17 protein-coding genes are annotated in these 20,690 nt (G+C 69.3%); 6 read left to right on the forward strand and 11 right to left on the reverse strand.

The annotated features are described in order from the left end of the window. The first annotated feature begins 132 nt into the window (after positions 1-132). Complete coding sequence (locus tag HNR40_RS00635) at positions 133-324, forward strand: hypothetical protein (protein WP_184957683.1); 192 nt, start codon at positions 133-135, stop codon at positions 322-324. Here HNR40_RS00635 and prfB read toward each other — a convergent pair. Beyond that, a complete protein-coding gene (prfB, locus tag HNR40_RS00640; RefSeq protein ID WP_184957684.1) occupies positions 310-1,425 on the reverse strand; it encodes a peptide chain release factor 2 in 1,116 nt (371 codons plus the stop codon). The genes HNR40_RS00635 and prfB overlap by 15 nt on opposite strands. A 47-nt stretch (positions 1,426-1,472) precedes the next feature. Here prfB and HNR40_RS00645 point away from each other — a divergent pair, with 47 nt between their 5' ends. Then, positions 1,473-2,498 carry a DUF8094 domain-containing protein gene (locus HNR40_RS00645; protein WP_184957685.1) on the forward strand — a complete coding sequence of 342 codons (1,026 nt, stop codon included), beginning with the start codon at positions 1,473-1,475 and terminating at the stop codon, positions 2,496-2,498. Between the two features lie 157 nt (positions 2,499-2,655). Here HNR40_RS00645 and HNR40_RS00650 read toward each other — a convergent pair whose 3' ends face one another. From HNR40_RS00650 to HNR40_RS00665, 4 genes are read right to left on the reverse strand one after another with little or no spacing between them, the layout of a single operon-like run. After that, positions 2,656-7,527, reverse strand: coding sequence for an NAD-glutamate dehydrogenase (locus tag HNR40_RS00650; protein WP_184957686.1), 4,872 nt, complete (start codon positions 7,525-7,527; stop codon positions 2,656-2,658). A 47-nt stretch (positions 7,528-7,574) separates the two neighbouring features. Beyond that, positions 7,575-8,369, reverse strand: a complete 795-nt coding sequence (locus HNR40_RS57020) for a tryptophan 2,3-dioxygenase (RefSeq protein WP_184957687.1) — start codon at positions 8,367-8,369, stop codon at positions 7,575-7,577. Between the two features lie 60 nt (positions 8,370-8,429). Then, positions 8,430-8,609, reverse strand: a complete 180-nt coding sequence (locus tag HNR40_RS00660; RefSeq protein WP_184957688.1) for a zf-HC2 domain-containing protein — start codon at positions 8,607-8,609, stop codon at positions 8,430-8,432. After that, a complete protein-coding gene (locus HNR40_RS00665; protein WP_184957689.1) occupies positions 8,609-9,151 on the reverse strand; it encodes a sigma-70 family RNA polymerase sigma factor in 543 nt (180 codons plus the stop codon). Before HNR40_RS00665 ends, HNR40_RS00660 begins: the two co-directional genes overlap by 1 nt. 109 nt (positions 9,152-9,260) lie before the next feature. Between HNR40_RS00665 and HNR40_RS00670 the strand changes: the two genes are divergently transcribed. From HNR40_RS00670 to HNR40_RS00685, 4 genes are read left to right on the forward strand one after another with little or no spacing between them, the layout of a single operon-like run. Beyond that, complete coding sequence (locus HNR40_RS00670; protein ID WP_184957690.1) at positions 9,261-9,872, forward strand: DUF4142 domain-containing protein; 612 nt, start codon at positions 9,261-9,263, stop codon at positions 9,870-9,872. A gap of 16 nt (positions 9,873-9,888) precedes the next feature. Next, the gene (locus tag HNR40_RS00675) at positions 9,889-11,247 is read left to right on the forward strand and encodes a DUF1996 domain-containing protein (protein WP_184957691.1); all 1,359 of its coding nucleotides are present in this window, start codon (positions 9,889-9,891) and stop codon (positions 11,245-11,247) included. A 59-nt stretch (positions 11,248-11,306) separates the two neighbouring features. Next, a complete protein-coding gene (locus HNR40_RS00680) occupies positions 11,307-12,029 on the forward strand; it encodes a ferric reductase-like transmembrane domain-containing protein (RefSeq protein WP_184957692.1) in 723 nt (240 codons plus the stop codon). Between the two features lie 16 nt (positions 12,030-12,045). Next, a complete protein-coding gene (locus HNR40_RS00685) occupies positions 12,046-13,518 on the forward strand; it encodes an NADH-quinone oxidoreductase subunit NuoF family protein (protein WP_184957693.1) in 1,473 nt (490 codons plus the stop codon). An 839-nt stretch (positions 13,519-14,357) separates the two neighbouring features. Here the strand turns inward: HNR40_RS00685 and HNR40_RS00690 are convergent. From HNR40_RS00690 to HNR40_RS00715, 6 genes are all read right to left on the reverse strand, one after another. Then, positions 14,358-15,356, reverse strand: coding sequence for an ABC transporter permease (locus HNR40_RS00690; RefSeq protein ID WP_184957694.1), 999 nt, complete (start codon positions 15,354-15,356; stop codon positions 14,358-14,360). Continuing rightward, the gene (locus tag HNR40_RS00695) at positions 15,353-16,840 is read right to left on the reverse strand and encodes a sugar ABC transporter ATP-binding protein (RefSeq protein ID WP_184957695.1); all 1,488 of its coding nucleotides are present in this window, start codon (positions 16,838-16,840) and stop codon (positions 15,353-15,355) included. Before HNR40_RS00695 ends, HNR40_RS00690 begins: the two co-directional genes overlap by 4 nt. After that, positions 16,837-17,811: a sugar ABC transporter substrate-binding protein gene (locus tag HNR40_RS00700; RefSeq protein WP_184957696.1), complete on the reverse strand. Its 975-nt coding sequence runs from the start codon at positions 17,809-17,811 to the stop codon at positions 16,837-16,839. The genes HNR40_RS00695 and HNR40_RS00700 overlap by 4 nt, the downstream gene beginning before the upstream one ends. 12 nt (positions 17,812-17,823) lie before the next feature. Continuing rightward, on the reverse strand, positions 17,824-18,195 hold the full coding sequence (gene rbsD, locus HNR40_RS00705; RefSeq protein WP_184957697.1) for a D-ribose pyranase: 372 nt from the start codon (positions 18,193-18,195) through the stop codon (positions 17,824-17,826). Between the two features lie 47 nt (positions 18,196-18,242). Beyond that, entirely contained in the window at positions 18,243-19,253 is a 1,011-nt protein-coding gene (locus HNR40_RS00710; protein ID WP_221339869.1) for a LacI family DNA-binding transcriptional regulator, read from the reverse strand. A gap of 199 nt (positions 19,254-19,452) precedes the next feature. Then, positions 19,453-20,661, reverse strand: a complete 1,209-nt coding sequence (locus HNR40_RS00715; protein ID WP_184957699.1) for a cytochrome P450 — start codon at positions 20,659-20,661, stop codon at positions 19,453-19,455. Positions 20,662-20,690: the final 29 nt, after the last annotated feature.

Here is a 20,690-nt window from a genome sequence, read left to right on the forward strand (position 1 = left end):
CGGCCCACCGGGGGCGTCCATCTTTACTGATGATCGACGTTCCGATTGGCCAGAGCACAGTCTAGGGGGAAGACTGGCATGGAACGTCCATAACGGAAACAAAACGATTGTGCGGCTACACTTGGGGCTGACATGAGTTGCGAAGACCTCGTCTGCGCGCGCTGCGCCCATCCGGTCATCGAGGGCCGCTGCGCACTTTGCCGCGCCAACCGCGACCGGATGCACCAGCACGGATTCGGCGGGCTCTCACCCGCCGTGATCATCCTGGTGCTGCTCGTGCTCCTCTTTTTCGCCCTCGCGGCCAGGCACCTAATGGGCGCCTGACTCCTGACGGCGCATCCAGCGGATCTCCGACTCGATGAACCCGTCCAGGTCGCCGTCGAGCACGGCGGTCGGATTGCCCGCCTCGGTGCCCGTGCGCAGGTCCTTCACGATCTGGTACGGGTGCAGCACGTAGTTACGGATCTGCGTGCCCCATGAGGTGGTGGTGGCGCCGCGCAGCTCCGACATCTTCTCCGCCTCCTCCTGCCGCTTGCGCTCCAGCAGCTTGGCCTGCAGCACGACCATCGCAGTGGCGCGGTTTTGCAGCTGGGAGCGCTCGTTCTGGCAGGAGACCACGATGCCGGTCGGCAGGTGGGTGATGCGCACCGCCGAGTCGGTGGTGTTGACGCCCTGGCCGCCGGGACCGCTGGAGCGGTAGACGTCGATGCGGAGCTCGTCCTCGTTGATGTCGATGTGGTCGGTCTGCTCCACGACGGGGACGATGTCCACGCCCGCGAAGGAGGTCTGTCGCCGGCCCTGGTTGTCGAAGGGGCTGATGCGGACCAGCCGGTGGGTGCCGTGCTCGCCGCGGAGCGTGCCATAGGCGTAGGGGGCCTTGACGCTGAAGGTGGCGGACTTGATGCCGGCCTCCTCCGCGTAGGAGGTCTCGTAGACCTCGGTGGAGTAGCCCTTGCGCTCGGCCCAGCGCAGATACATGCGCAGCAGCATCTCCGCCCAGTCGGCCGCGTCGACGCCGCCGGCCTGGGAGTTGATCGTGATCAGCGCCTCGCGCGCGTCGTACTCGCCCGACAGCAGCGTGCGGACCTCCATCGCGCCGATGTCGGTGCGCAGCGTGGCCAGCTCCTTATCGGCCTCGGCCCGGGTGTCCTCGTCGCCCTCCTCGGCGGCCAGCTCGTAGAGGACGGTGATGTCCTCAAGGCGCCGGCTGAGGCCCTCGACCCGGTTGAGCTCGCCCTGAAGGTGGGAGAGCTTGCTCGTCACCTTCTGCGCCTGGTCGGGGTCGTCCCACAGATCCGGCGCGGCGACCTGCTCCTCCAGCTCCGCGATCTGCTTGCGCATCGCGTCGAGGTCGAGCACGTCCTGAATGCTCCGGAGCGTGCCCGCGAGCTCGTTGATCTCTTCTGCCGGATCGATGAGTGCCACGTCTCCCAAGGGTACGCGACCCTCGCCCGCCCGAATAACATGGCGAGGTGCGTGCTTACGGTCGGCGGAAGGTGCTGGCGCTCGCCGCCGGCCTGCTGGCCGCGACGGTCGCCTGCTCGGGCTCCCCTGACACCACGCCCACGCGGGCCGCGAACGTCACCGGCGGACCGGTCACCGCCACGCCCACGACCTCGCCCGAGGCGCCCGCCATCACGCCGGACGAGGCGCGCGAGATCTTCACCGAGATCACCGCGACCGACGACGTGCTGCGCCGGGCCGGCGACCTCAGGTTCGCCGTCGACCTGACCCGCGACGGGCTGCGCGACCTCACCTCCGCCGCGTTCGACTCCAGCGGCGGCCGGCCGCCGCTGCACACGTGGGGGCAGCCGACGATGCTCGTGCCGCGCTTCCCCGCGGACGCGACGTCGCCGTGGTTCAGCGTGCTGGTGCCGCGCGACGGGCAGCCGACGTTCCTCATCTTCGCGAAGTCGAGCGACAAGTGGCGGCTGAGCTCGGCGGCGCGGCTGCTGCCCGGGGAGAAGGCGCCGGAGGTCGAGGTGGACGCCCAGGGGTATGCCACGGCGGTGCCGCCGGACGACAAGGGCGTGCTGATCGGGCCCAAGTTCATGGCGCCGCTGCATGCCACGGTGGCCGAGGCGGGCTCGGGTGGGGTGGCCGCCGATCTGCTGTCGGCGGGGCCGTACACGACGGACATCGCCTCGCAGATCGCCGAGGACCGGGCGCGCTGGGAGCAGGACGGGTTCACCTACGACTCGATCCTGAGCGCGGGCGAGAACCCCGTGTTCTCGCTGCGCACCAAGGACGGCGGCGCGCTCATCCAATACTCGCTGACCAGGACCTCCACCACCACGCCCGCGACGAAGAGCGCGGAGAGCGACGGCATCCCGGTGCCGGACGACGCGCGGTGGGCGATCTCGGACGCCAAGCTGCGGCGGTCGCTGAAGGTGTCGGAGATCCACCAATATGCGACGTCGGTCCCGCCGGCGTCCGCGCCAACGCGCGCCGAAGTGATCGCCCACGACGGCGGCGTCACGCGCGCCTCTGGTGACTAACCCCTCTCCATCCCTTACGGCAAGCCAAGTGGGCGCCTCCCGCCGCAGCGGGTGGCCGCCGATCGTCGGGCGCTTCTCACGTCGGACGTGGCAGCGCGCCGCGACGCCGCGCCGTTGACCGGTCCCGGGCCCAGATCGGACCCGGGACCGTCAGGTGTCACCCCGCGTGTGGCAGGTTGCTGGCCGAGACCAGGGTCCGGATGGCGCGGAGGGCGACCGACAGGGTGGCGAGGTCGAAGTTGTCGCTCTCCCAGATCTCCGACAGCGTCTGGCGGGCCCGCCCGACCGCCGCCGAGTTGGACTCCGACCACCGGGCCAGCCGCTCCTCCGGTGACGCGCCCGGCGCCGTGTGGGCCAGGACGTCGCGGGTGAGGGAGGCGTGCGCGGCATACAGGTCGTCGCGCAGCGCGGAGCGGGCCATGGCGTTCCACCGGTTGTCCCGGGGCAGCGCGATGACGCGTTCACGGAGCTGGGCGAGCTGCAGGCGGTCGGCGAGGTCGAAGTAGACCTCGGCCACCTCGTTGACCGGCCGGTCCGTCAGCGAGCTGACCTCGACCAGGTCGAACGTGGAGTAGGCGGGCACCATCGAGGCCGACCGCTCGGCCAGTTCCATCGGCACCCCGCGGGCCACGAACGCGTCGCGGCGCTCCTCGAAGGCGGCCAGGTCGGGGCCGGTGAGCAGCTTGGGGATGTGCGAGAGGAGCCCGTTGACGCCCTTGACGAAGAAGTTCACCGAACCGGACAGGTCCATCGGCGGGCGGCGGTTGTTGAGCAGCCACCGGGTGCCGCGTTCGGCGAGCTTGCGGGCCTCCAGGAGCATGGCGATCTGGGTGGAGGTGTCGGCCTTGTTGTCGAGCGACTCCACCGCGCGGAAGAAGCTGGCCAGGTCGAAGACCTCACGGGTGACCAGCCAGGCGCGCACGATGTCCGGCGTGGACGCGCCGCTCTCCTCGCCGAGGCGGAACATGAACGTGGTTCCGGCCGAGTTGACCAGCTCGTTCACCACGCAGGTGGTGATGATCTCGCGGCGCAGCGGGTGCGCGTCCATGTAGGAGCGGAAGCGTTCGCGTAGCGCCGACGGGAAGTACGACACCAGCCACGAGGCCAGCGCGGGGTCGTCGGGCAGGTCGGAGCCGAGCAGTTCGGCGTCGACCACGAGCTTGGTGTAGGCGAGCAGGACGGAGAACTCCGGCGCGGTCAGGCCGAGCCTGGCCTGGCGGCGTTCGGCGAGCTGCTTGTCCGACGGCAGGAACTCCAGCTCGCGGTTGACCAGCCCGTCGCGTTCCAGCTTGCGCAGGTAGCGGGCGTGGATGTGGAGCATCTCGGGGCCCTGGGCGCGGGCTGCGGCCAGGACCACGTTCTGGTTGTAGTTGTCGCGCAGGACCAGGTCGGCGACCTCGTTGGTCATCGAGGTGAAGACCTGGTTGCGCTGCTTGTCGGTCAGCTCGCCGTCGCGTACGACCTGGTCGAGCAGGATCTTGATGTTGACCTCGTGGTCGGAAGTGTCGACGCCGGCGGAGTTGTCGATGAAGTCGGTGTTGACCAGGCCGCCGTTGAGCGCGAACTCGACGCGGGCGAGCTGGGTGAAGCCCAGGTTGCCGCCCTCGCCGATGACCTTGCAGCGCAGTTCGGCGGCGTTGACCCGCAGCCCGTCGTTGGCCTTGTCGCCGACGTCGGCGTTGGACTCGGTGGAGGCCTTGACGTAGGTGCCGATGCCGCCGTTCCACAGCAGGTCGACCGGGGCCTTGAGGATGGCGCTGATCAGGTCGTTGGGCGCCATCGAGGTGATGCCGTCGGCGATGCCCAGCGCCTGGCGGATCTGCGGGGAGATCTGGACGGACTTGGCGGTGCGCGGGAACACGCCGCCGCCGGCCGAGATCAGCTCGGCGTCGTAGTCGGCCCAGGAGCTGCGCGGCAGCTCGAACAACCGGCGCCGCTCGGCGAACGAACGGTCCGCGTCGGGGTCGGGGTCGATGAAGATGTGCCGGTGGTCGAAGGCGGCCAGGAGCCGGATGTGCTGGGACAGCAGCATGCCGTTGCCGAAGACGTCGCCGGACATGTCGCCGATGCCGGCCACGGTGAAGTCGGTGTGCTGGATGTCCACGCCGGTGGTGCGGAAGTGGTACTTCACCGACTCCCAGGCGCCGCGCGCCGTGATGCCCATGGCCTTGTGGTCGTAGCCGACGGACCCGCCTGAGGCGAACGCGTCGCCGAGCCAAAACCCGTACTCCTTGGCCACGCTGTTGGCGATGTCGGAGAACGTCGCGGTGCCCTTGTCGGCGGCGACGACCAGGTAGGTGTCGTCACCGTCGTGCCTGACGGTGTCCGGCGGCGGCACGACCTTGCCGTCGACCAGGTTGTCGGTGACGTCGAGCAGGCCGGAGATGAAGGTGCGGTAGCAGTCGATGCCCTCCGCCATCAGCTCCTCCCTGCCGCCGCCGGCCGGCGGGCGCTTGACCACGAAGCCGCCCTTGGAGCCCGTGGGCACGATGACGGTGTTCTTCACCATCTGCGCCTTGACCAGGCCGAGGATCTCGGTCCTGAAGTCCTCCATCCGGTCCGACCAGCGCAGGCCGCCGCGCGCGACCTTGCCGAAGCGCAGGTGGACGCCCTCGACCCGCGGCGAGTAGACGAAGATCTCGTACTTCGGCCGGGGCAGCGGTAGCACGCTGATCGCCAGCGGGTCGAACTTCAGCGCGATGTACGCCTTGCGCTGCCCGTCGGCACCGGACTGGAAGTAGTTCGTGCGCAGGGTGGCCTGGATCATCTCCAGGTAGGCCCGCAGGATGCGGTCCTCGTCGAGCGAGGCCACCTCGTCCAGCGCGCCCAGGATCTCCTCGGTCAGCGCCTCGACCAGGTCGGCGCGGACGTCGTCGGCCCGCCGCGGGTCGAGCCTGGCCTCGAACAGGCGCACCAGCAGCCTGGCCAGCCGTACGTTGCCGCCGAGCACACGTTCCATGTAGCGCTGGCTGAAGGTGGTGCCGGCCTGGCGCAGGTACTTGGCGTAGACGCGCAGGATCTCGACCTGTTCCCAGGTGAGCCCGGCCAACAGCACGAGCGCGTTGAAGTTGTCGGCCTGGATCTCGCCCTTCCACAGCGCGCCGAGCGCGTCCTGGAACAGGCGCTTGAAGTCGTTGCGGTCGACCTCGGGCGAGGGTGTGTAGTGCAGCCCGAAGTCGTAGATCCAGGCGTTCTTGGTGGCCGGGTCGTTGTCCCTGTCGACCTCGTACGGCCGCTCGTCGACCACCTCGACGCCGAGGCGCTGGATGAGCGGGAGCACCTTGGACAGGGAGATCGGGGTGCCGAGCTTGTAGATCTTGAGCCGGCGCTCGCCCTCGGCGGCGTCGTAGGGCTCGTAGAGGTTGATCCCGACCTCGCCGTCGGTCGCGCCGACGAGCTGCTCCAGCCGGCGCAGGTCGACCACGGCCATCTTCGGCGGGAAGTCGGCCTTGTAGCCCTCGGGGAAGGCCGACTGGTAGCGCCGGATGAGCCCCGGCGCCTCCTCCTCCGAGGTCATCTCGGACAGGGCGGTCGCCAGGTCGTCCTCCCAGGAGCGGGTGATCGCGGCCAGCCGCGACTCCAGCTCCTCGACGTCCACGCCGGGGGGCGGGAGCTGCTTGCCGCGCTCGCCCCGCACTACCAGGTGCAGACGGGCCAGCGCGGACTCGCCGATCATCGCGCTGTAGTCGAGCGAGCTGCCGCCGAGGGCCTTGAGCAGGAGCTCCTGCATCTTGAGCCGGACCTTGGTGGTGTAGCGGTCGCGCGGCAGGTAGATGAGGCAGGAGATGTAGCGGCCGTAGTCGTCGCGCCGCAGGAACAGCCGGACCTGCTTGCGCTCACGCAGCCGCAGCACGCCCATCGCGATCGGGACCAGCTGCTCGACGGAGGTCTGGAACAGCTCGTCGCGCGGGAAGGTCTCCAGAATCTCGATGAGGTCCTTGCCGTCGTGGCTGTCGGCGGCCAGGCCCGCCTGGTCCAGCACCTCGGCGAGCTTACGGCGCAGCACCGGGATACGGGAGATCGACTCGTTGTACGCCACGTGCGTGAACAGGCCGAGGAAGCGGCGCTCGCCCACGACCTCGCCGTCGGGCGAGAAGAGCTTGACCCCGATGTAGTCGAGGTAGGCGGCCCGGTGGACGGTCGCCCGCGAGTTGGCCTTGGTGATGATGAGCAGCTGCTTCTCGCGGGCCTTGGCGCGTACCTCGGCCGGCAGGGTGGAGAAGCTTTCCGAGCCGACCCGGTCGTCACGCAGGATGCCGAGCGCCGCGCCGGGCAGGGAGCGCAGCGCGTCGCCCTCCTCGGTCTCCTCCAGGCGGTACTCGCGGTAGCCGAGGAAGGTGAAGTGCCCGTCGGCCAGCCAGCGCAGCAGGTCGAGGCTGTCCTCGACCTCGGCGGGCTCCAGCGGCGGCGGATTGAGCGTGAGGTCTTCAGCGGTCTGCACGGCGAGGGCCCGCATCTTGGCGAAGTCCTCGACCGCGTGGCGCACGTCCGACAGCACGCGCAGGACGTCGGCTTCAAGGCCCCTGAGCACCTCGGGGTCGGCCTGCCGGTCGATCTCGATGTGGATCCACGACTCGACCAGCATCTGCCCGGTCACGTCCTCCTGGCCGCGGCCGAGCATCTTGCCCGTCATGTCGCGGCGTACCCGCATCTGCGGGTGGACGACCAGATGGATGCCGATGTCGAGGCGGTCCAGCTCCATCGTCACCGAGTCCACGAGGAACGGCATGTCGTCGGTGACGACCTCGACCACCGAATGGCCGGGATCCCAGCCGTTGTCCTCCAAAGTGGGGGTGAACGCCCTGACCACCGCCCTGCCCTGCGGGCGCACTTCGGCCAGCTGCTTGTGCGACATCGCCGGGCCGTACACGTCAATGGGGTTGCGGTCGAGCAGGTCCTCCGGGGCGACATGCCGGTAGTAGACGCGCAGGAAAGCCAGCGCCTCGTCGGGGGTCACATGGTCGTTTCCGGCGGCGCATCTCTGGGCGGCTCGCTGGAGCAGCTCATCCTTGGCCTCGTCGAGCGGCATCTCGCTCTCACTCCTTTGTGAGGGTTTGCCAAACATCGCCTGGCTGGTCATAGCCAGGCTCTCAGTTCCCACAGCAAGGGGAAGTAGTGCAGGCGCGTCCTGCCTCGCAGGTAGGGCGCGCCGGTCGAGCCTCCGGTGCCGGACTTGGTGCCGATCTGGCGCTCGACCATCTGGACGTGCCGCATCCGCCAAAGCTGAGCGGTCTCGTCGTGGGTCAGCAGGTCTTCGGCCAGTTGCCACAGGTCGTCGTGCGACCGGCGGTCCCTCGCCACGGCCAGCAGCGAATCCATGATCTCCGCGTCGGAGACCGGCAGATCACGCTGGGAGAGGGCGGTGAGATAAGCATCCCACAGCGAGGGCTCGATGAGCCGCCTGCGGAGCCTGGCGAGTTCTTCCTCGCTGGCGTCCCTGAGGCGGTCGAGATAGCGGGCGTCCTTGGCGCCGGACAGGAACTCCAGCTCGCGAAACTGCACCGACTGGAATCCGCTGGCCGGTGACAGCTTCGAGCGGAACTCCAGGAAGTCCTGGGGCGTCATCGTCTCCAGGACCTGGACCTGCTCGACGAGCACGCGTTCAACGGAGTGCACGCGCTGGAAGACGTGCCGGGCCTGCCACAGCTCGCCGTTGAACATGGCCGAGCGGGCCGCCTCCAGCTCGTGCAGGAGCAGCTTGAACCACAGCTCGTAGACCTGGTGCACGGTGATGAACAGCAGCTCGTCCGGGGCCTGCGATTGGGGTTGCTGCTGTGCGAGCAGCTCCGTCAGGCGCAAATAGCCACCGTAGGACAGCTGCCCGCCCTCTTCGCCGAACCGCCTGTCCGGGGGATCAGCGTTGAACCCCACCGGGCACCTCCCCCAACTTCTACCGGCCGTACCGATACCACCTCAAAAGGAACCCCTACGTCAATGTGAGTCTTCCGAGGCGGTGGGGGAATGCTTCAGTTCGTCCAGCAGCTCGGGAACCTCACTCAGCTCCCTGAGCTGCACCTGACAGTCTTGGCACGCGTCGAGGTGGCGCTCGAACGCCTCATGCTCCTCTTCGTCCAGGACACCGAGGACATAAGCCGCCACCTCGTGGTGCATCAGCCAGCTGCCCCCTTCTCACGCAGAAGTTCGCGCAGTGCCCTGATCCCGTAGTAGAGACGGGACTTGACAGTGCCGGGCGGGATCCCCAGAATCTCCGCCGCTTCACTTATCGTACGATCCCGTAGGTAGGTCTGTTCAATGACTTCGCGGTGTTCGTCCGACAGAGCGCGCAGCGCGTCCGCGACGACGATCGCCGACAGCGCGCGATCGGAGGCGTCGGGCACGGCGACGGTATCCACCTCCGGGGGTTCTACCTCCTGCGGCCGGGCGCTGCGGCGGCGGCGCCCGTCGATCACGATACGGCGGGCCACTGTCAGCAGCCACGCCCAGATGAGGCTGGGTTCCCATTGCAGTCTCGCCGAATTCCGCCAGGCGCGGACGATCGTCTCCTGGACGACGTCCTCCGCCCATTGGAGGTCGTTTCCGGTCGCCTTGCGCACGTGACGCAGAAGCGGGCCGCGAAACTCCTGGTAGAGCACCAAGATGCGATGCTCCTCGTCGGCGTCTGTACCGTCGAAGTGAGCTAGCACGGCCCACATCTTTACACCTTCGTTACCACTTCGGTAGTCACTCCGATAACTCCAGTCATTTCTGACTATCTCGCCCCAAGAGGTGAACCGCCCCCCGCAAACCCGCGTATCCCCGACCATGCGTAGGTTTCGCCGCCGTTTGGGGGCGGGAGAGTTCTTCATGCTCGGCTCGTTCGCCGTGGCGGCCGTGGTGACGGTCCTGCTGGTGCTGCCTCCCGGCAGCACAACAGCGCAGGCGGGCTGGACGATGACGGACTCGGGCCCGCTCGGGCCGGCCGACCGCGATCTTCTGATCAAGGTACGGCAGGCCGGACTCTGGGAGATCCCCACCAGCCAGCAGGCCCAGCAACGCGGCCAGAGCGCCCGGCTCAAGGAGGTCGCCGGGCACATCATCGAAGACCACCTCAAACTCGACGTCGAGGTCAGAGCCGTGGCAGCGGAGCTCGACGTCGCGCTGCCCAGCACCGCCTCGGCCGACCAGCAGACCTGGATGGCGCAGATCTCCGCCGCCTCGGCCGCCGACTACGACCGCGAGTACACCAACCTGCTGCGCCAGGCGCACGGGAAGGTCTTCGCGGTCGTGGCGGCCGTCCGGGCGGGAACGCGCAACGACGAGGTCAGGAAGTTCGCCGCCAAGGCGAACGCCGCGGTGCTCAGGCACATGACGCTGCTGGAGTCGATCGGCCTGGTCAACTACTCCGACCTGCCCGAACCTCAGGCACCGCGCTAACCCAAGGAGAGATGCGATGAGCAGATCCAAACCTGTGGCCGCGGTCGTGTCCGCGCTGGCCCTGGTGGCCGGCGGGCTGGTGTCCGCGGCCGTCATCGGCGTGGTCCCCGCGCGGGCCGACCACTGCGATCCGGCCGAGCAGGGCCGCCAGCAGTCCCAGAACCGCCAGGCCGACCGGCAGAACCCGGACGACCAGAACCAGCAGGACAACCCCCAGCTCGACCAGCAAGGCGACCAGAACCAGCAGGGCAACCCTCAAGGCGACCCTCAGGGCAACCAGGACCAGCAGGACGACTTCGGCGCGGGTGGCGGCATCCTGTCTCCGGATCCCGAGCAGGCGGACAGCCGTACCCGATCGCGGGAACCCAGCAGGGCGCCCACCCGCACCCCGTCACAGAACCCCAGCCAGGACCCCAGCCAGGACCCGAGTCAGGACCCGTCGCAGGACCCCAGCCAGGACCCGAGTCAGGACCCCTCGCCGTCGCCCTCCCCCAGCGAAAGTGACAGCGCCGAGGAGGAGTGCGCCGACCTGGGACCGTTCGTGGAGGACTTCATCGATATCAGGCGGGTGCGGCCGAACTCGCGCGGCAACCTCCTGCAGGCCAGGGGCTCGTTCGTGTCCGCGTGCGGCACCAACGGCAACGGCCACAACAACCCCGACAACTTCATCGTCGCGCCGGGTGTCCGCAACGGCGCCCACCACCTGCACGACTACGTGGGCAACCTGTCCACGGACGCCTTCTCCACCGACCAGAGCCTCGCCGCCGCCGGCACCACCTGCCGCCTGGGCGACAAATCCACATATTTCTGGCCGGTGCTCCGAGACCGCAAGGTCGACGACAACACCAGCGACCCGGACGGAAACGTCGGCCGCGTGCTGCGCCCCCGCTCGGTCACGCTGCAGTTCCGCGCGGCGTCCAACAGCCGGGTCGTCGCCATGCCGAGGTTCCTCAGGCTGATCACCGGTGACGCCAAGGCCGCCACGAACGGCGGCGCCAACGCGCGGGCCCAATGGACCTGCACCGGCTTCACCAACCGGATCACCACCCAGTACCCGCTGTGCCCGCGCTTCAGCCAGGTCGTCCGCGTCCTGGACTTCCCCAGCTGCTGGGACGGGCAGAACACCGACAGCGCCAACCACCGCACCCACGTGGTCTTCCCCAGCCAGGGCAGATGCCCCCAGGGCACCCGGGCCGTACCCCAGCTCCGGATGGTCCTGACCTACACCGTCCCGCAGGGCGCCTCCTACGCCCTCGACGCCTTCCCCGAACAGAAGCACAACCCGGTCACCGACCACGCCGACTTCGCCAACGTGATGCCGGACCGGCTGATGGCCTTCGCCGTCAACTGCATCAACCGCGGGCGCCGCTGCTAGGCGCCCCCGGCGACGGCGCTCCCCCGAGTCGCACCCTCAACCGACCCTGGGAGGAACGCATGCTCCACCGACGAAATCCCCGGCACGCGCCGTCCAAGCTGGACACGCGACCGGTCCGCCTCGGCCTCACCGCCGGGATCACCGCACTGCTGCTGTCCGGCTACGCGCTGGCCAGATCGCCACGCGGGCTGGAACTGCTGGGCTTCCTCGATTTCTACGTAGGCGTGATCGCTCTGGTGACGCTGACCGCGACCGTGGCCCTCGGCCTCATCGCCACCGAACGGGTCTTCCTGTCCGCCCGCCACCGCGTGTACGCCCAGTTCGCCCACCGGATCGTGGCCATGGCCGGGATGGGGGCACTGGCAGTGCACGTGGCGTTGAAGATCGAACGGCCGCCGGTACTGGGCGCGATCGCGGCCGGGCTCCTCGTCATCTCCGCCACCAGCGGGCTGCTGCGCGGCATGTTCGCCGGCTCGCCGCAGCCCTGGATCTGGCGCTCGCTGCACGCCTGCGCGTACCTGGCCTGGCCGGTCGCCGTCCTGCACGGGCTGACCGCCGGGCGGGCGCCATCGGCATGGGTGAGCTGGTCGTACGTGGCCTGTCTCGCGGCCGTGGGCGCGGCTCTGCTGGTACGGGTCGTGGCCACGATGGTGCGGCCGCCGGCCGTACCAGAACCGGTGGAGACGCCGGAAGCGGTGCCGCAGACGCGCACCGAACCCAAGGTCACCGAGGCGCCCGTCAGCCTCGACGCCGCTCGCCGGAAGTTCCGGGCGGCGGGCTGAGAAAGGAGTCCCACCGATGATTCCGCACAGGGTGCCGCGCGTTCAGCGGCTCGGCCCCGCCAGGCTCACCGCCGGCCTCGACCACTGCCGGCGGCTCGACCTGCCCGCCCACCGCACCGTCCACGGCACACCAGCCCCACGCGACCTCGAGAACCTCCTCGCCCAGGTCGAGGAGGTCGACCTGAGGGGGCGCGGCGGGGCGGCCTTCCCGTTCGCCCGCAAGATGCGGGCCGTCGCCGAGGCGGCCGGCGCGCGCGAGAGCGTCGTGCTGGTCAACGCCGTCGAAGGCGAGCCGGCCAGCTCCAAGGACGCCATGCTCCTCGTCCGCACGCCCCACCTGGTGCTCGACGGCGCGGTGCTCGCCGCCGAGGCGCTCCACGCCCGCGAGGTGGTCATCGCCACCGTCGAGGGCGAGGTGGCCGAAGGGTCCATGGCGGCGGCGGTGGCCGAACGCAAGGCCGCCGCCGTCGCCGGCGCCGAAGAGAGCCACCTGCGCATCCGCGTCGTCGGGCTGCCGGAACGGTTCGTGTCCGGTGAGGGCGGCGCGCTGGTGCGCGGGGTCAACGGGCTCGAAGCGACGCCACCCGGACGCAAGAAGCGGGCCAGCAGCTCCGGCGTCAACGGGCTGCCGACACTGCTGTCCAACGCCGAGACGTACGCGCAGGTCGCCGTACTGGCCGAGCTCGGCACCGAAGGCTACGCCGACGCCGGAACCTCCCGCGAACCCGGCACCCTGCTGCTCACCGTGAGCGGCGGCGCCGCGTCCGAGTCGGTCGTCGAGGTGGCGGCGGGCATGCCGCTGGCGACCGTACTGGACCTGTGCGACGCGGAACCCGGCGACGGCGTGCTCGTCGGCGGCTACCACGGAGCCTGGTTAGACCCCGCGGCCGCCGCGGCCGCCACCATCTCCCGCGAGGGCATGAAACTGGCCGGAGGAGAACTCGGGGCCGGGATCGTCGTCCCCATCGGCACCGCCACCTGCCCGCTCGGGGAAGCCGCGCGGGTGGCGTCGTACCTGTCGGCGCAGTCGTCGGGTCAGTGCGGTCCGTGCCGGCTAGGGCTGCCGGACGTCGCCCGGGCGCTGGGCTCGCTGGCGGGGGGGTCGGGGTCCCCCGATGCGGTACGGCGGGCCGTACGCGCGATCGAGAGACGCGGCGCCTGCTTCCACCCGGACGGGACCGCGCGGTTCATCCTGTCGGCACTGGACGTGTTCGCCGACGACATCGCGGCCCACCAGGACGGAGGAAGCTGCGGCCGCCCGGTGCGCGGCGTCCTGCCCTTGCCCGAGGAGGTGGCGGAACCGGAGTACAGGCTGGGCGTCGACTGGACCCGCTGCCAGGGCCACGGCCTGTGCGCCCACCTACTCCCCGAGTTCGTGGAACTCGACGATTTCGGCTACCCAAGCTTCCGGCCAGTGCCGGAATGGATGCTGAAGGAGGCCAAACGAGCAGTAGGCATGTGCCCCGCCCTTGCCCTCCGCCTAGCCTGAAAAGCTCGGACCTCGCTGCGCTCGGGCTGTCTTACTCTGGGCCCACCCGTTGCCCGGCCAAGTGGTTGGGCAGTTGGAGCCCGCCCCGATGCAAGGTGCTCCGCTACGCTCCGCGCGCACTCCCAGTCGGGCCGAGGCCCGACCCCTGTAGGGCCTCGCTCCGCTCGGGCTGCCTTGCTTTGAGATTCCCACCCGTTGCCCGGTTGGGTGGTCGGCCCGATCACGCCCACCCCCAACCGGCGCAGTGTGTGATCGATCCCGGGCACCGGATTGCAACCCCGTCAAACTCACTTCAGAGGCCATCGGCTCCTGGGTCGCGCGCAGACCTGCGCGCGCCCGCTCACGTTGAGCCTCGTCCTCGCGTTCCTGCGTCTTCTTTGCTTCCCGCCTCTCCCAGCCGCGATCCAGTACCAAGCCCGCAACCGCTGCGACCGTTCCCCCAACCACCGCCGTTACGCCGGCGGCAGGAGTGCCCTCCGCCAACGCACCAGCCAAGGCGGCACCCGCTGCGCCGATGATGCCGAACGCGACCGGTAGCACCCAGTGGGAGCGAGCTCTGCGCATTCCCTCATCCTCAAACCGCGCCTACGTCGGGCACAGCGGGAAGGTCAAAGTCGCCGTAGGTTTTACCTTTGCCGCTGGTAGCAGATTCCTCCTCTGCCTGGTCGGCCAGGTGACGCCAAACCGGCGCGGTGCCCAGAAAAGCTGGCCGGACGGGTGGGCACCGCATGACAACAGGCGATCTACCGGCGGAGCCGATAGGCCAAGCCCCGGACGTCAACCAGATGCCCGGGGCCGGAAGGCAGGCTAGCGGGACTAACCCAACAACCAGGTCGAGGTCAGGACGCCACCGGATTGGGAGCGGCAGGCTGCGCAGGTTGAGTGACAGCGAGTTTGCGGGCCAACCTCAACCGGTAAGCGTCCAGAACCACAGCCACCAGAATGACCAGCCCAGTAATGATCTGGCGTTCGAAGTCGGACACCCCCATCAGCAACAGCCCGTTAGTGAGGACACCCAGCAGACAGGCGCCCAAGAAGGTGCCGACCATGGAACCGCGCCCGCCCATCAGCGAAGCCCCGCCGATCACCACGGCCGCGATAGCGTTCAGCTCGTAGCCCTGGCCAAGGATCGGGCTGGCGATGTTCAGGCGGGCCATGTAGAGGATCGCCGCGATGCCGACGGTGAACCCGGCGATGACAAAGGCCGCGATCTTGATGCGGGACGTCTTGTGCCCGGACAGGCGTACGGCTTCCTCGTTGTTGCCCGTAGCGTAGATGAGGCGCCCGAACACCGTCCTGGACAGCACGAACCACCCGGCTCCGGCCAGCAGCACGGCCACCCAGAACACGGCGGGGATGCCGATCAGGGTGAGGGTGCCGAAGTCGTTCAGGGCGGCGGGGAGGTTGTAGATGGTGGCGGCGTCGGTGTAGCGCTCGGCCGCGCCGCGGGCGATGTTGAGCATGGCCAGGGTCACGATGAACGACGGGACCCGCCACTGTTCGGAGATGAAGCCGTTCAGCCAGCCGACGACTCCGCCGACGAGCACGCTGACCAGGATCGCGCCGATCAGGGTCGCGGGGGATGAGGATCCGGCCATCATGGTGCCGGAGACGACGGCGCACAGCGCCATCGACGAGCCCACCGACAGGTCGATGCCGCCCACCAGGATCACGAACGTCATGCCGACGGCCAGCACGGTGTTCAGCGTGATCTGGGTCATGATGTTGCGGAGGTTCTGCTCGGTGGCGAAGTTCGGGGCGGCCAGGACGAAGAATCCCGCGAGCACCACCAGGGCGACACCGATGCCCGCCTCGCCGAGGACGAGCCGTTTGATCATGGTTTTTCACCGTTCTTGAGGTAGCCGGAGTAGGCCAGCGTGAGGATGTGCTCGGCGTCGAAGTCGGCTCTGGCCACCTCTCCGGCGATCTTGCCGCGGGAGAAGACGAGGATGCGGTCGCAGATGCCCATCAGCTCGGGCAGGTCGGAGGAGACGACGAGCAGGGCTTTGCCCTCGGCGGCCAGGCCGAGCAGGAGCTCGTGGATCTCGTATTTGGCGCCTACGTCGATGCCTCGGGTGGGTTCGTCGACGATGAGCACGTCGGATCCGGCGTTGAGCCATTTGGCCAGGACGACCTTCTGCTGATTGCCGCCGGACAGCGTGCGCACGTGCTGGGAGACTCCGGCCGAGCGCAGGTGCAGGCGGCTGCCGTACTGCTGGGCGAGGGCGCGTTCCCGCTTGAAGGACAGCAGGGCGCCGCGCAGCTTGGCCAGGGTGACGTTGGCGCTGATGGGCAGGTCCAGGACGAGGCCCTGTGACTTGCGGTCCTCGGTGAGCAGGCTGATGCCGTGCCGCACGGCGTCCTTGGGGTGCCGGACTCGGACTTTACGCCCGTGAAGCTCGATGGTTCCGGCCAAGGCCGTGTCCGCGCCGAAGATCGCGCGCATCGCCTCGGTACGGCCCGCCCCCACCAGCCCGGCGAACCCCACCACCTCCCCTGCCCGCACCGAGAACGACAACGGCCCGTCGAAGCCGCTCACCCGCAGCCCCGTGACCTTGAGCATCTCCTCGCCCGCCGCCCGCTCCGGCAGCGGCGGATATTCCTGGGCCAGATCCCGCCCCACCATCGCCCGCACCAGGTCGGGCGCGGTGACACCGGCCATGGGACGGCTGACGACGCTGCGGCCGTTCCGTAGCACGGTCACCCGATCGGCCAGCTCCAGCACCTCCTGCAGGTGGTGCGAGATGTAGACGATCGCGACGCCGCGCTCGCGCAGCCCGCGCAGGATGCCGAACAGCCGCCCGGACTCGCGCGAGGTGAGCGTCGCGGTCGGCTCGTCCATGATCAGGAGCCTGGCCTCGGTGGAGATCGCCTTGGCGATCTCCACGAGCTGCATCTGCGCGATGCCGAGCCGTTCGACGGGGGTGTCGGGCGCGACGTCCAGCCCGATCTCGGCCAGCAACGCCGCCGCGTCCGTGCGCAGCCGCCGCCGGTCGACCACTCCGGCCTTGCGCGGGAGCGCGCGCAGGAAGAGGTTCTCGGCCACGGTGAGGTACGGCAGCAGCGCCAGCTCCTGATGAACGACCGAGATGCCCGCCGCCAGCCCGTCGGCGGCGCTGCCCGGCTTGTACGGCCGGCCGTCCAGCGTCATCGAGCCGCCGTCCGGCGGGTGGATCCCGGCCAGCGCCTTGACCAGCGTGGACTTGCCGGCGCCGTTCTCGCCGACCAGGGCGTGGATCTCGCCGGCCCGGATGTCCAGGTCGACGCCGTCCAGCGCCACCACGCCGGGGAAGCGCTTGACGAGGCCGGTGACCCGCATCATCCGACGTTGTCCTTGGTGATGAGCTTGATCTCGGTCTTCTGCCAGCCGCTGATGTTCTCGCCCGCGATCATCTTCATCGCGTAGTCGATGCCGTTGGCGGCCTGCTGCGCGCCGTACTGGTCGAGGGTCGAGACGACCGCGCCGCTCCTGACGTAGGAGGCGATGGCCGGGATGTTGTCGAACGCGGCGACCTTGATCTGCTCCTTCTTGCCCTGCTCCTCGATGGCCTTGAGCGCGCCGAGCGCCATGTTGTCGTTGGCGGCCAGCACACCCTTGATGTTCGGGTGGGCGGTGAGCATGTTGCCGAAGACGGTGTGGGCCTCGTTCGTCTCCCAGTGGGCGGTCTTGGAGTCGACCAGTTTGAGGCCGCCCTCCTTGATCGCGTCCTCGAACCCGGCCTTGCGCTGGGTGGCGTTGGCCGCGCCCGGGTTGCCCTCCAGGATGACCACCTCGGCGTCCTTGCCGACGGCCTTGACCAGCTCCAGGCCGGACTGCTTGGCGCCTTCGCGGTTGTCAGGGCCGACGAACGGCACCTTGTCCGCGATCCCGGCCGACTTCATCGCGCCTTCCTCAAGCTGGACGTCGATGTTGACGACCTTCACGCCGGAGTCGACGGCGCGCTTGAGCGGGGCGACCAGCGCGCGCGAGTCGGCCGGGGCGATGACGATCGCCTTGGCCTGCTGTGTCACGCACTTCTCGATCGCGGCGACCTGGTTGTCGATGTCGGTCTCGTTCTGGATGCCGACGACGCTCAGCGTGAGGTCGCCGCGCTTGGCCGCATGCTCTTCCGCGCCCTTCTGCATCTGCTGGAAGAACTCGTTGGCCAGCGACTTCATCACCAAGCACACGCCCGGCTTCTCACCGGGCTTGGGCGCGGCGGCGCTCTCTCCACCGGTCGTGCCGCCGCCCTCCTTGCCGCACGCGGCGAGCGCGAGGGCCAGACCGGCCACAACGACGATCTTCTTGTTCATCTGGTGTCTCCTTCAGAAGGGAACGCCCGCTTGGAGCACGACGTTGCTGTACGGCGTGGCCTCGCCGGTCCTGACGACCGCGCGGGCCTGGGCGGCAAGCCCTTTGAGCTGGGTGTGCGGGATACGTTCTGGCCGGGTCAGGACGCCGTCGAGGAAGCCGTCGGGCGACTCCTCGGCGATGTAGGCGGTCTCGACGACGAGTTCGGCGAGCACCTCGCGCAGGACGGGGAGGAAGGCCGGCTCGCCCCTGCGCCAGACGAGGTCCACCGTCTCGACGCCGGGCGGCACGGGCAGGCCGGGATCGGCCACCACGATCAGGTCGGTGTGCCCGGCCGCCGAAAGGATCTGCAGCAGGCGCGGGTGCCAGAGTCCGTCAGGGCGCATGTGGCGCCCTCCCGGCCGGCTCGCCGTACCGGATGCTCTCCAGGGGCTCAGCCATCGTCCACTCCGCCCACCGGGTCGGGACAGCCGCAGGACCCGCGCCGGATCAGCGTCGCCTCCAGCACCACCCGCTCCCCCGGCGTGACCTCGCCGCCGATCTTGGCGGCGAGCAGCTCGACGGCGCGCCGGCCGAGCTCCTCGATCGGCTGCCGCATGGTCGTCAGGGCGGGCACGGTGTACGACGAGGCGGCGATCCCGTCGAAGGAGCACAGGGCGACGTCACCCGGGACGGTCAGCCCCAGCTCGGCCGCCGCGCGCATCACGCCGATGGCCTGCTCGTCGCTGGTCACGAACAGCGCCGTGGGCCGGTCCTCCTGGGACAGCAGCTCGCGCCCGCTCAGGTAGCCCTGCCGCCGTCCGAACGGCCCGTGCGCGAGCGGCATTCGCGACGGATCGAGCCCCGCCTCGGTGAGCGCCCGCGCCCACCCGGCGACGCGGTCGACGGTGGGGTGGATGTCCTTGGGACCGGCCACGCAGCCGATGCGCCGCTGGCCGTGGCCGAGCAGGTGGCTGGTGGCCTCGTGGGCGCCGCCCTCGTTGTCGAGCAGCAGGTGGCTGGCGGGAGTGTCGTCGAGCTCGCGGTCCAGCACGATGCAGGGCACCCGGGAGGCGGCCAGCAGGGACCGCCAGGCGCGCGGGCCGTGGGCGGGGATGAGGATCAGGCCGTCGACCTGCCGGTCGATCAGGGTCCGCACGTACGCGGCCTCGCGCTCGTCGTCGTCCATGGCGTTGCCGAGCAGCAGCGTCAGGCCGTGCTCGAACGCGACGTCCTCGATCTCGCGGGCCAGCTCGGCGAAGAACGGGTTGGCGTTGTCGGGGACGACGAGCCCGATCGTGTGGGTACGGCTGGTGCGCAGCGACCTGGCCACGACGTTCGGCCGGTAGCCGAGCTCGTCGATCGCGCGCAGGATCCGTTCGCGGGTATGGGGGGCGACGTTGCGCGGCCCGTTGTTGAGCACGTAGCTGACGACGGCCTCTGAGGTGCCGGCCAGTCGTGCCACATCACGGCGTGTGACCACTGCGGGTTCGCCCTTCGGTTGAATCAACTCGTGTTGATTTCGCAGTATTCGTCCGCCTTTCCGGGATTGGCAACACGTGTAGATGGGACGTTATCCAGGTGTTACCCCAGATCGGGGCGGCAAAAATGCGCGACGGCCGGGATGACCGGCCGCCGCGCACGTCGCTACCAGGACCTGCGGGTCACACGTCCCAGGTGACCGGAAGGCTGTTGACCCCGAAGATGTCGGCCGTCTCCGGCCGCAGATCAACTTCTTCAGCCGGTACGGCCAGCCGCAGCGTCGGGAAGCGCTGGATCAGCGCGGCGAAGGCGACCTGCATCTCGATCCTGGCCAGCTGCTGCCCCAGGCACTGGTGAATACCGTGCCCGAAGGCCAGATGCCCGCCGTCCTGCCTGCGCAGGTCAAGCAGGTGCGGGTCGGAGAACCGCTCCGGGTCGCGATTGGCCGTGTGGTACGACAGGATCATCGCCGAACCCGCCGGGATGGTGTGCCCGCCCAGCTCGACGTCCTCCAGCGCCGTCCGCATGGACGACTTGGCCACGGTCAGATACCGCAGCAGCTCCTCCACGGCCCGCTCGGTGAGCGAAGGGTCGGCGCGCAGAGCGGCCAGCTGCGCAGGATTCCGCAGCAGCGCGAACGTGCCCAGCGCGAGCATGTTCGCGGTCGTGTCCAGCCCCGCCGCCAGCAGGATCAGGCTGACCCCCCGCAGCTCCTCGTCGGTCAGATCACCGTCGAGAAGATCGCTGAGCACGTCGTCGGTCGGGTTGGCCCGCTTGGCCGCCACCAGCTCGGCGAGATACGTCTGCACCGCCGTGTAGGCCGCGATCAGCTCGTCATCGGGGGTCTGACCGTCCATGAACTTCTCGACGTTCCCCTGGAAAGAACCCCGGTCCGCATAGGGCACGCCGAGGAGCTCACAGATCATGACAGCGGGGATGGGCTTGGCGAACGCGGTCACCAGGTCCGTGGACGGCCCGGCCTTCTCCATGGCGTCCAGGTGCTCGGCGGTGACCTGCTCGATCCGCTCGGTCAGCAGGCGCATGCGCCGTACCGTGAACTTGCCCGCCAGTGGCTTGCGGTAGCGGCTGTGCTGCGGGTCGTCCATCAGCAGGAACTCACCCGGCGGCGCGGGCGGCACCTCGACGTCGCCGAAGTCGATCAGCGGATGGTGGCGCATGAGCTCCTTGCGCGAGCTGAACCGCGAGTCCGCCAGGACGGATCGGACCAGGTCGTAGCCGGTGACCAGCCAGCCCTCGTGCCCGTCGGGGAAGGTGAAGCGGCTGATCGGGCCGTGGTCGCGGGCCTCGACCAGCTCCTTGGGCGGGTCGAAGGGACAGCCGGGCTGACGCGCCGCCGGCATCGCCGGGAGGGTGTGGAGAGATTCGCTCATGGCGTCCACCCTCGCCGACCGTCCTGACA

Source organism: Nonomuraea endophytica (genome assembly GCF_014203235.1).
GTDB lineage: Bacteria > Actinomycetota > Actinomycetes > Streptosporangiales > Streptosporangiaceae > Nonomuraea > Nonomuraea endophytica.

What these genes read in the sequence shown, in the direction of transcription:
- HNR40_RS00660 (WP_184957688.1), bottom strand. Translation starts at nt 8,609, where the DNA reads ATGCACCACGAGGTGGCGGCTTATGTCCTCGGTGTCCTGGACGAAGAG.
- HNR40_RS00670 (WP_184957690.1), top strand. Translation starts at nt 9,261, where the DNA reads ATGCGTAGGTTTCGCCGCCGTTTGGGGGCGGGAGAGTTCTTCATGCTC.
- HNR40_RS00700 (WP_184957696.1), bottom strand. Translation starts at nt 17,811, where the DNA reads ATGAACAAGAAGATCGTCGTTGTGGCCGGTCTGGCCCTCGCGCTCGCC.
- HNR40_RS00680 (WP_184957692.1), top strand. Translation starts at nt 11,307, where the DNA reads ATGCTCCACCGACGAAATCCCCGGCACGCGCCGTCCAAGCTGGACACG.
- rbsD (WP_184957697.1), bottom strand. Translation starts at nt 18,195, where the DNA reads ATGCGCCCTGACGGACTCTGGCACCCGCGCCTGCTGCAGATCCTTTCG.
- HNR40_RS00650 (WP_184957686.1), bottom strand. Translation starts at nt 7,527, where the DNA reads ATGCCGCTCGACGAGGCCAAGGATGAGCTGCTCCAGCGAGCCGCCCAG.
- HNR40_RS00690 (WP_184957694.1), bottom strand. Translation starts at nt 15,356, where the DNA reads ATGATCAAACGGCTCGTCCTCGGCGAGGCGGGCATCGGTGTCGCCCTG.
- HNR40_RS00715 (WP_184957699.1), bottom strand. Translation starts at nt 20,661, where the DNA reads ATGAGCGAATCTCTCCACACCCTCCCGGCGATGCCGGCGGCGCGTCAG.
- HNR40_RS00635 (WP_184957683.1), top strand. Translation starts at nt 133, where the DNA reads ATGAGTTGCGAAGACCTCGTCTGCGCGCGCTGCGCCCATCCGGTCATC.
- HNR40_RS00675 (WP_184957691.1), top strand. Translation starts at nt 9,889, where the DNA reads ATGAGCAGATCCAAACCTGTGGCCGCGGTCGTGTCCGCGCTGGCCCTG.
- HNR40_RS00665 (WP_184957689.1), bottom strand. Translation starts at nt 9,151, where the DNA reads ATGTGGGCCGTGCTAGCTCACTTCGACGGTACAGACGCCGACGAGGAG.
- HNR40_RS00685 (WP_184957693.1), top strand. Translation starts at nt 12,046, where the DNA reads ATGATTCCGCACAGGGTGCCGCGCGTTCAGCGGCTCGGCCCCGCCAGG.
- HNR40_RS00695 (WP_184957695.1), bottom strand. Translation starts at nt 16,840, where the DNA reads ATGATGCGGGTCACCGGCCTCGTCAAGCGCTTCCCCGGCGTGGTGGCG.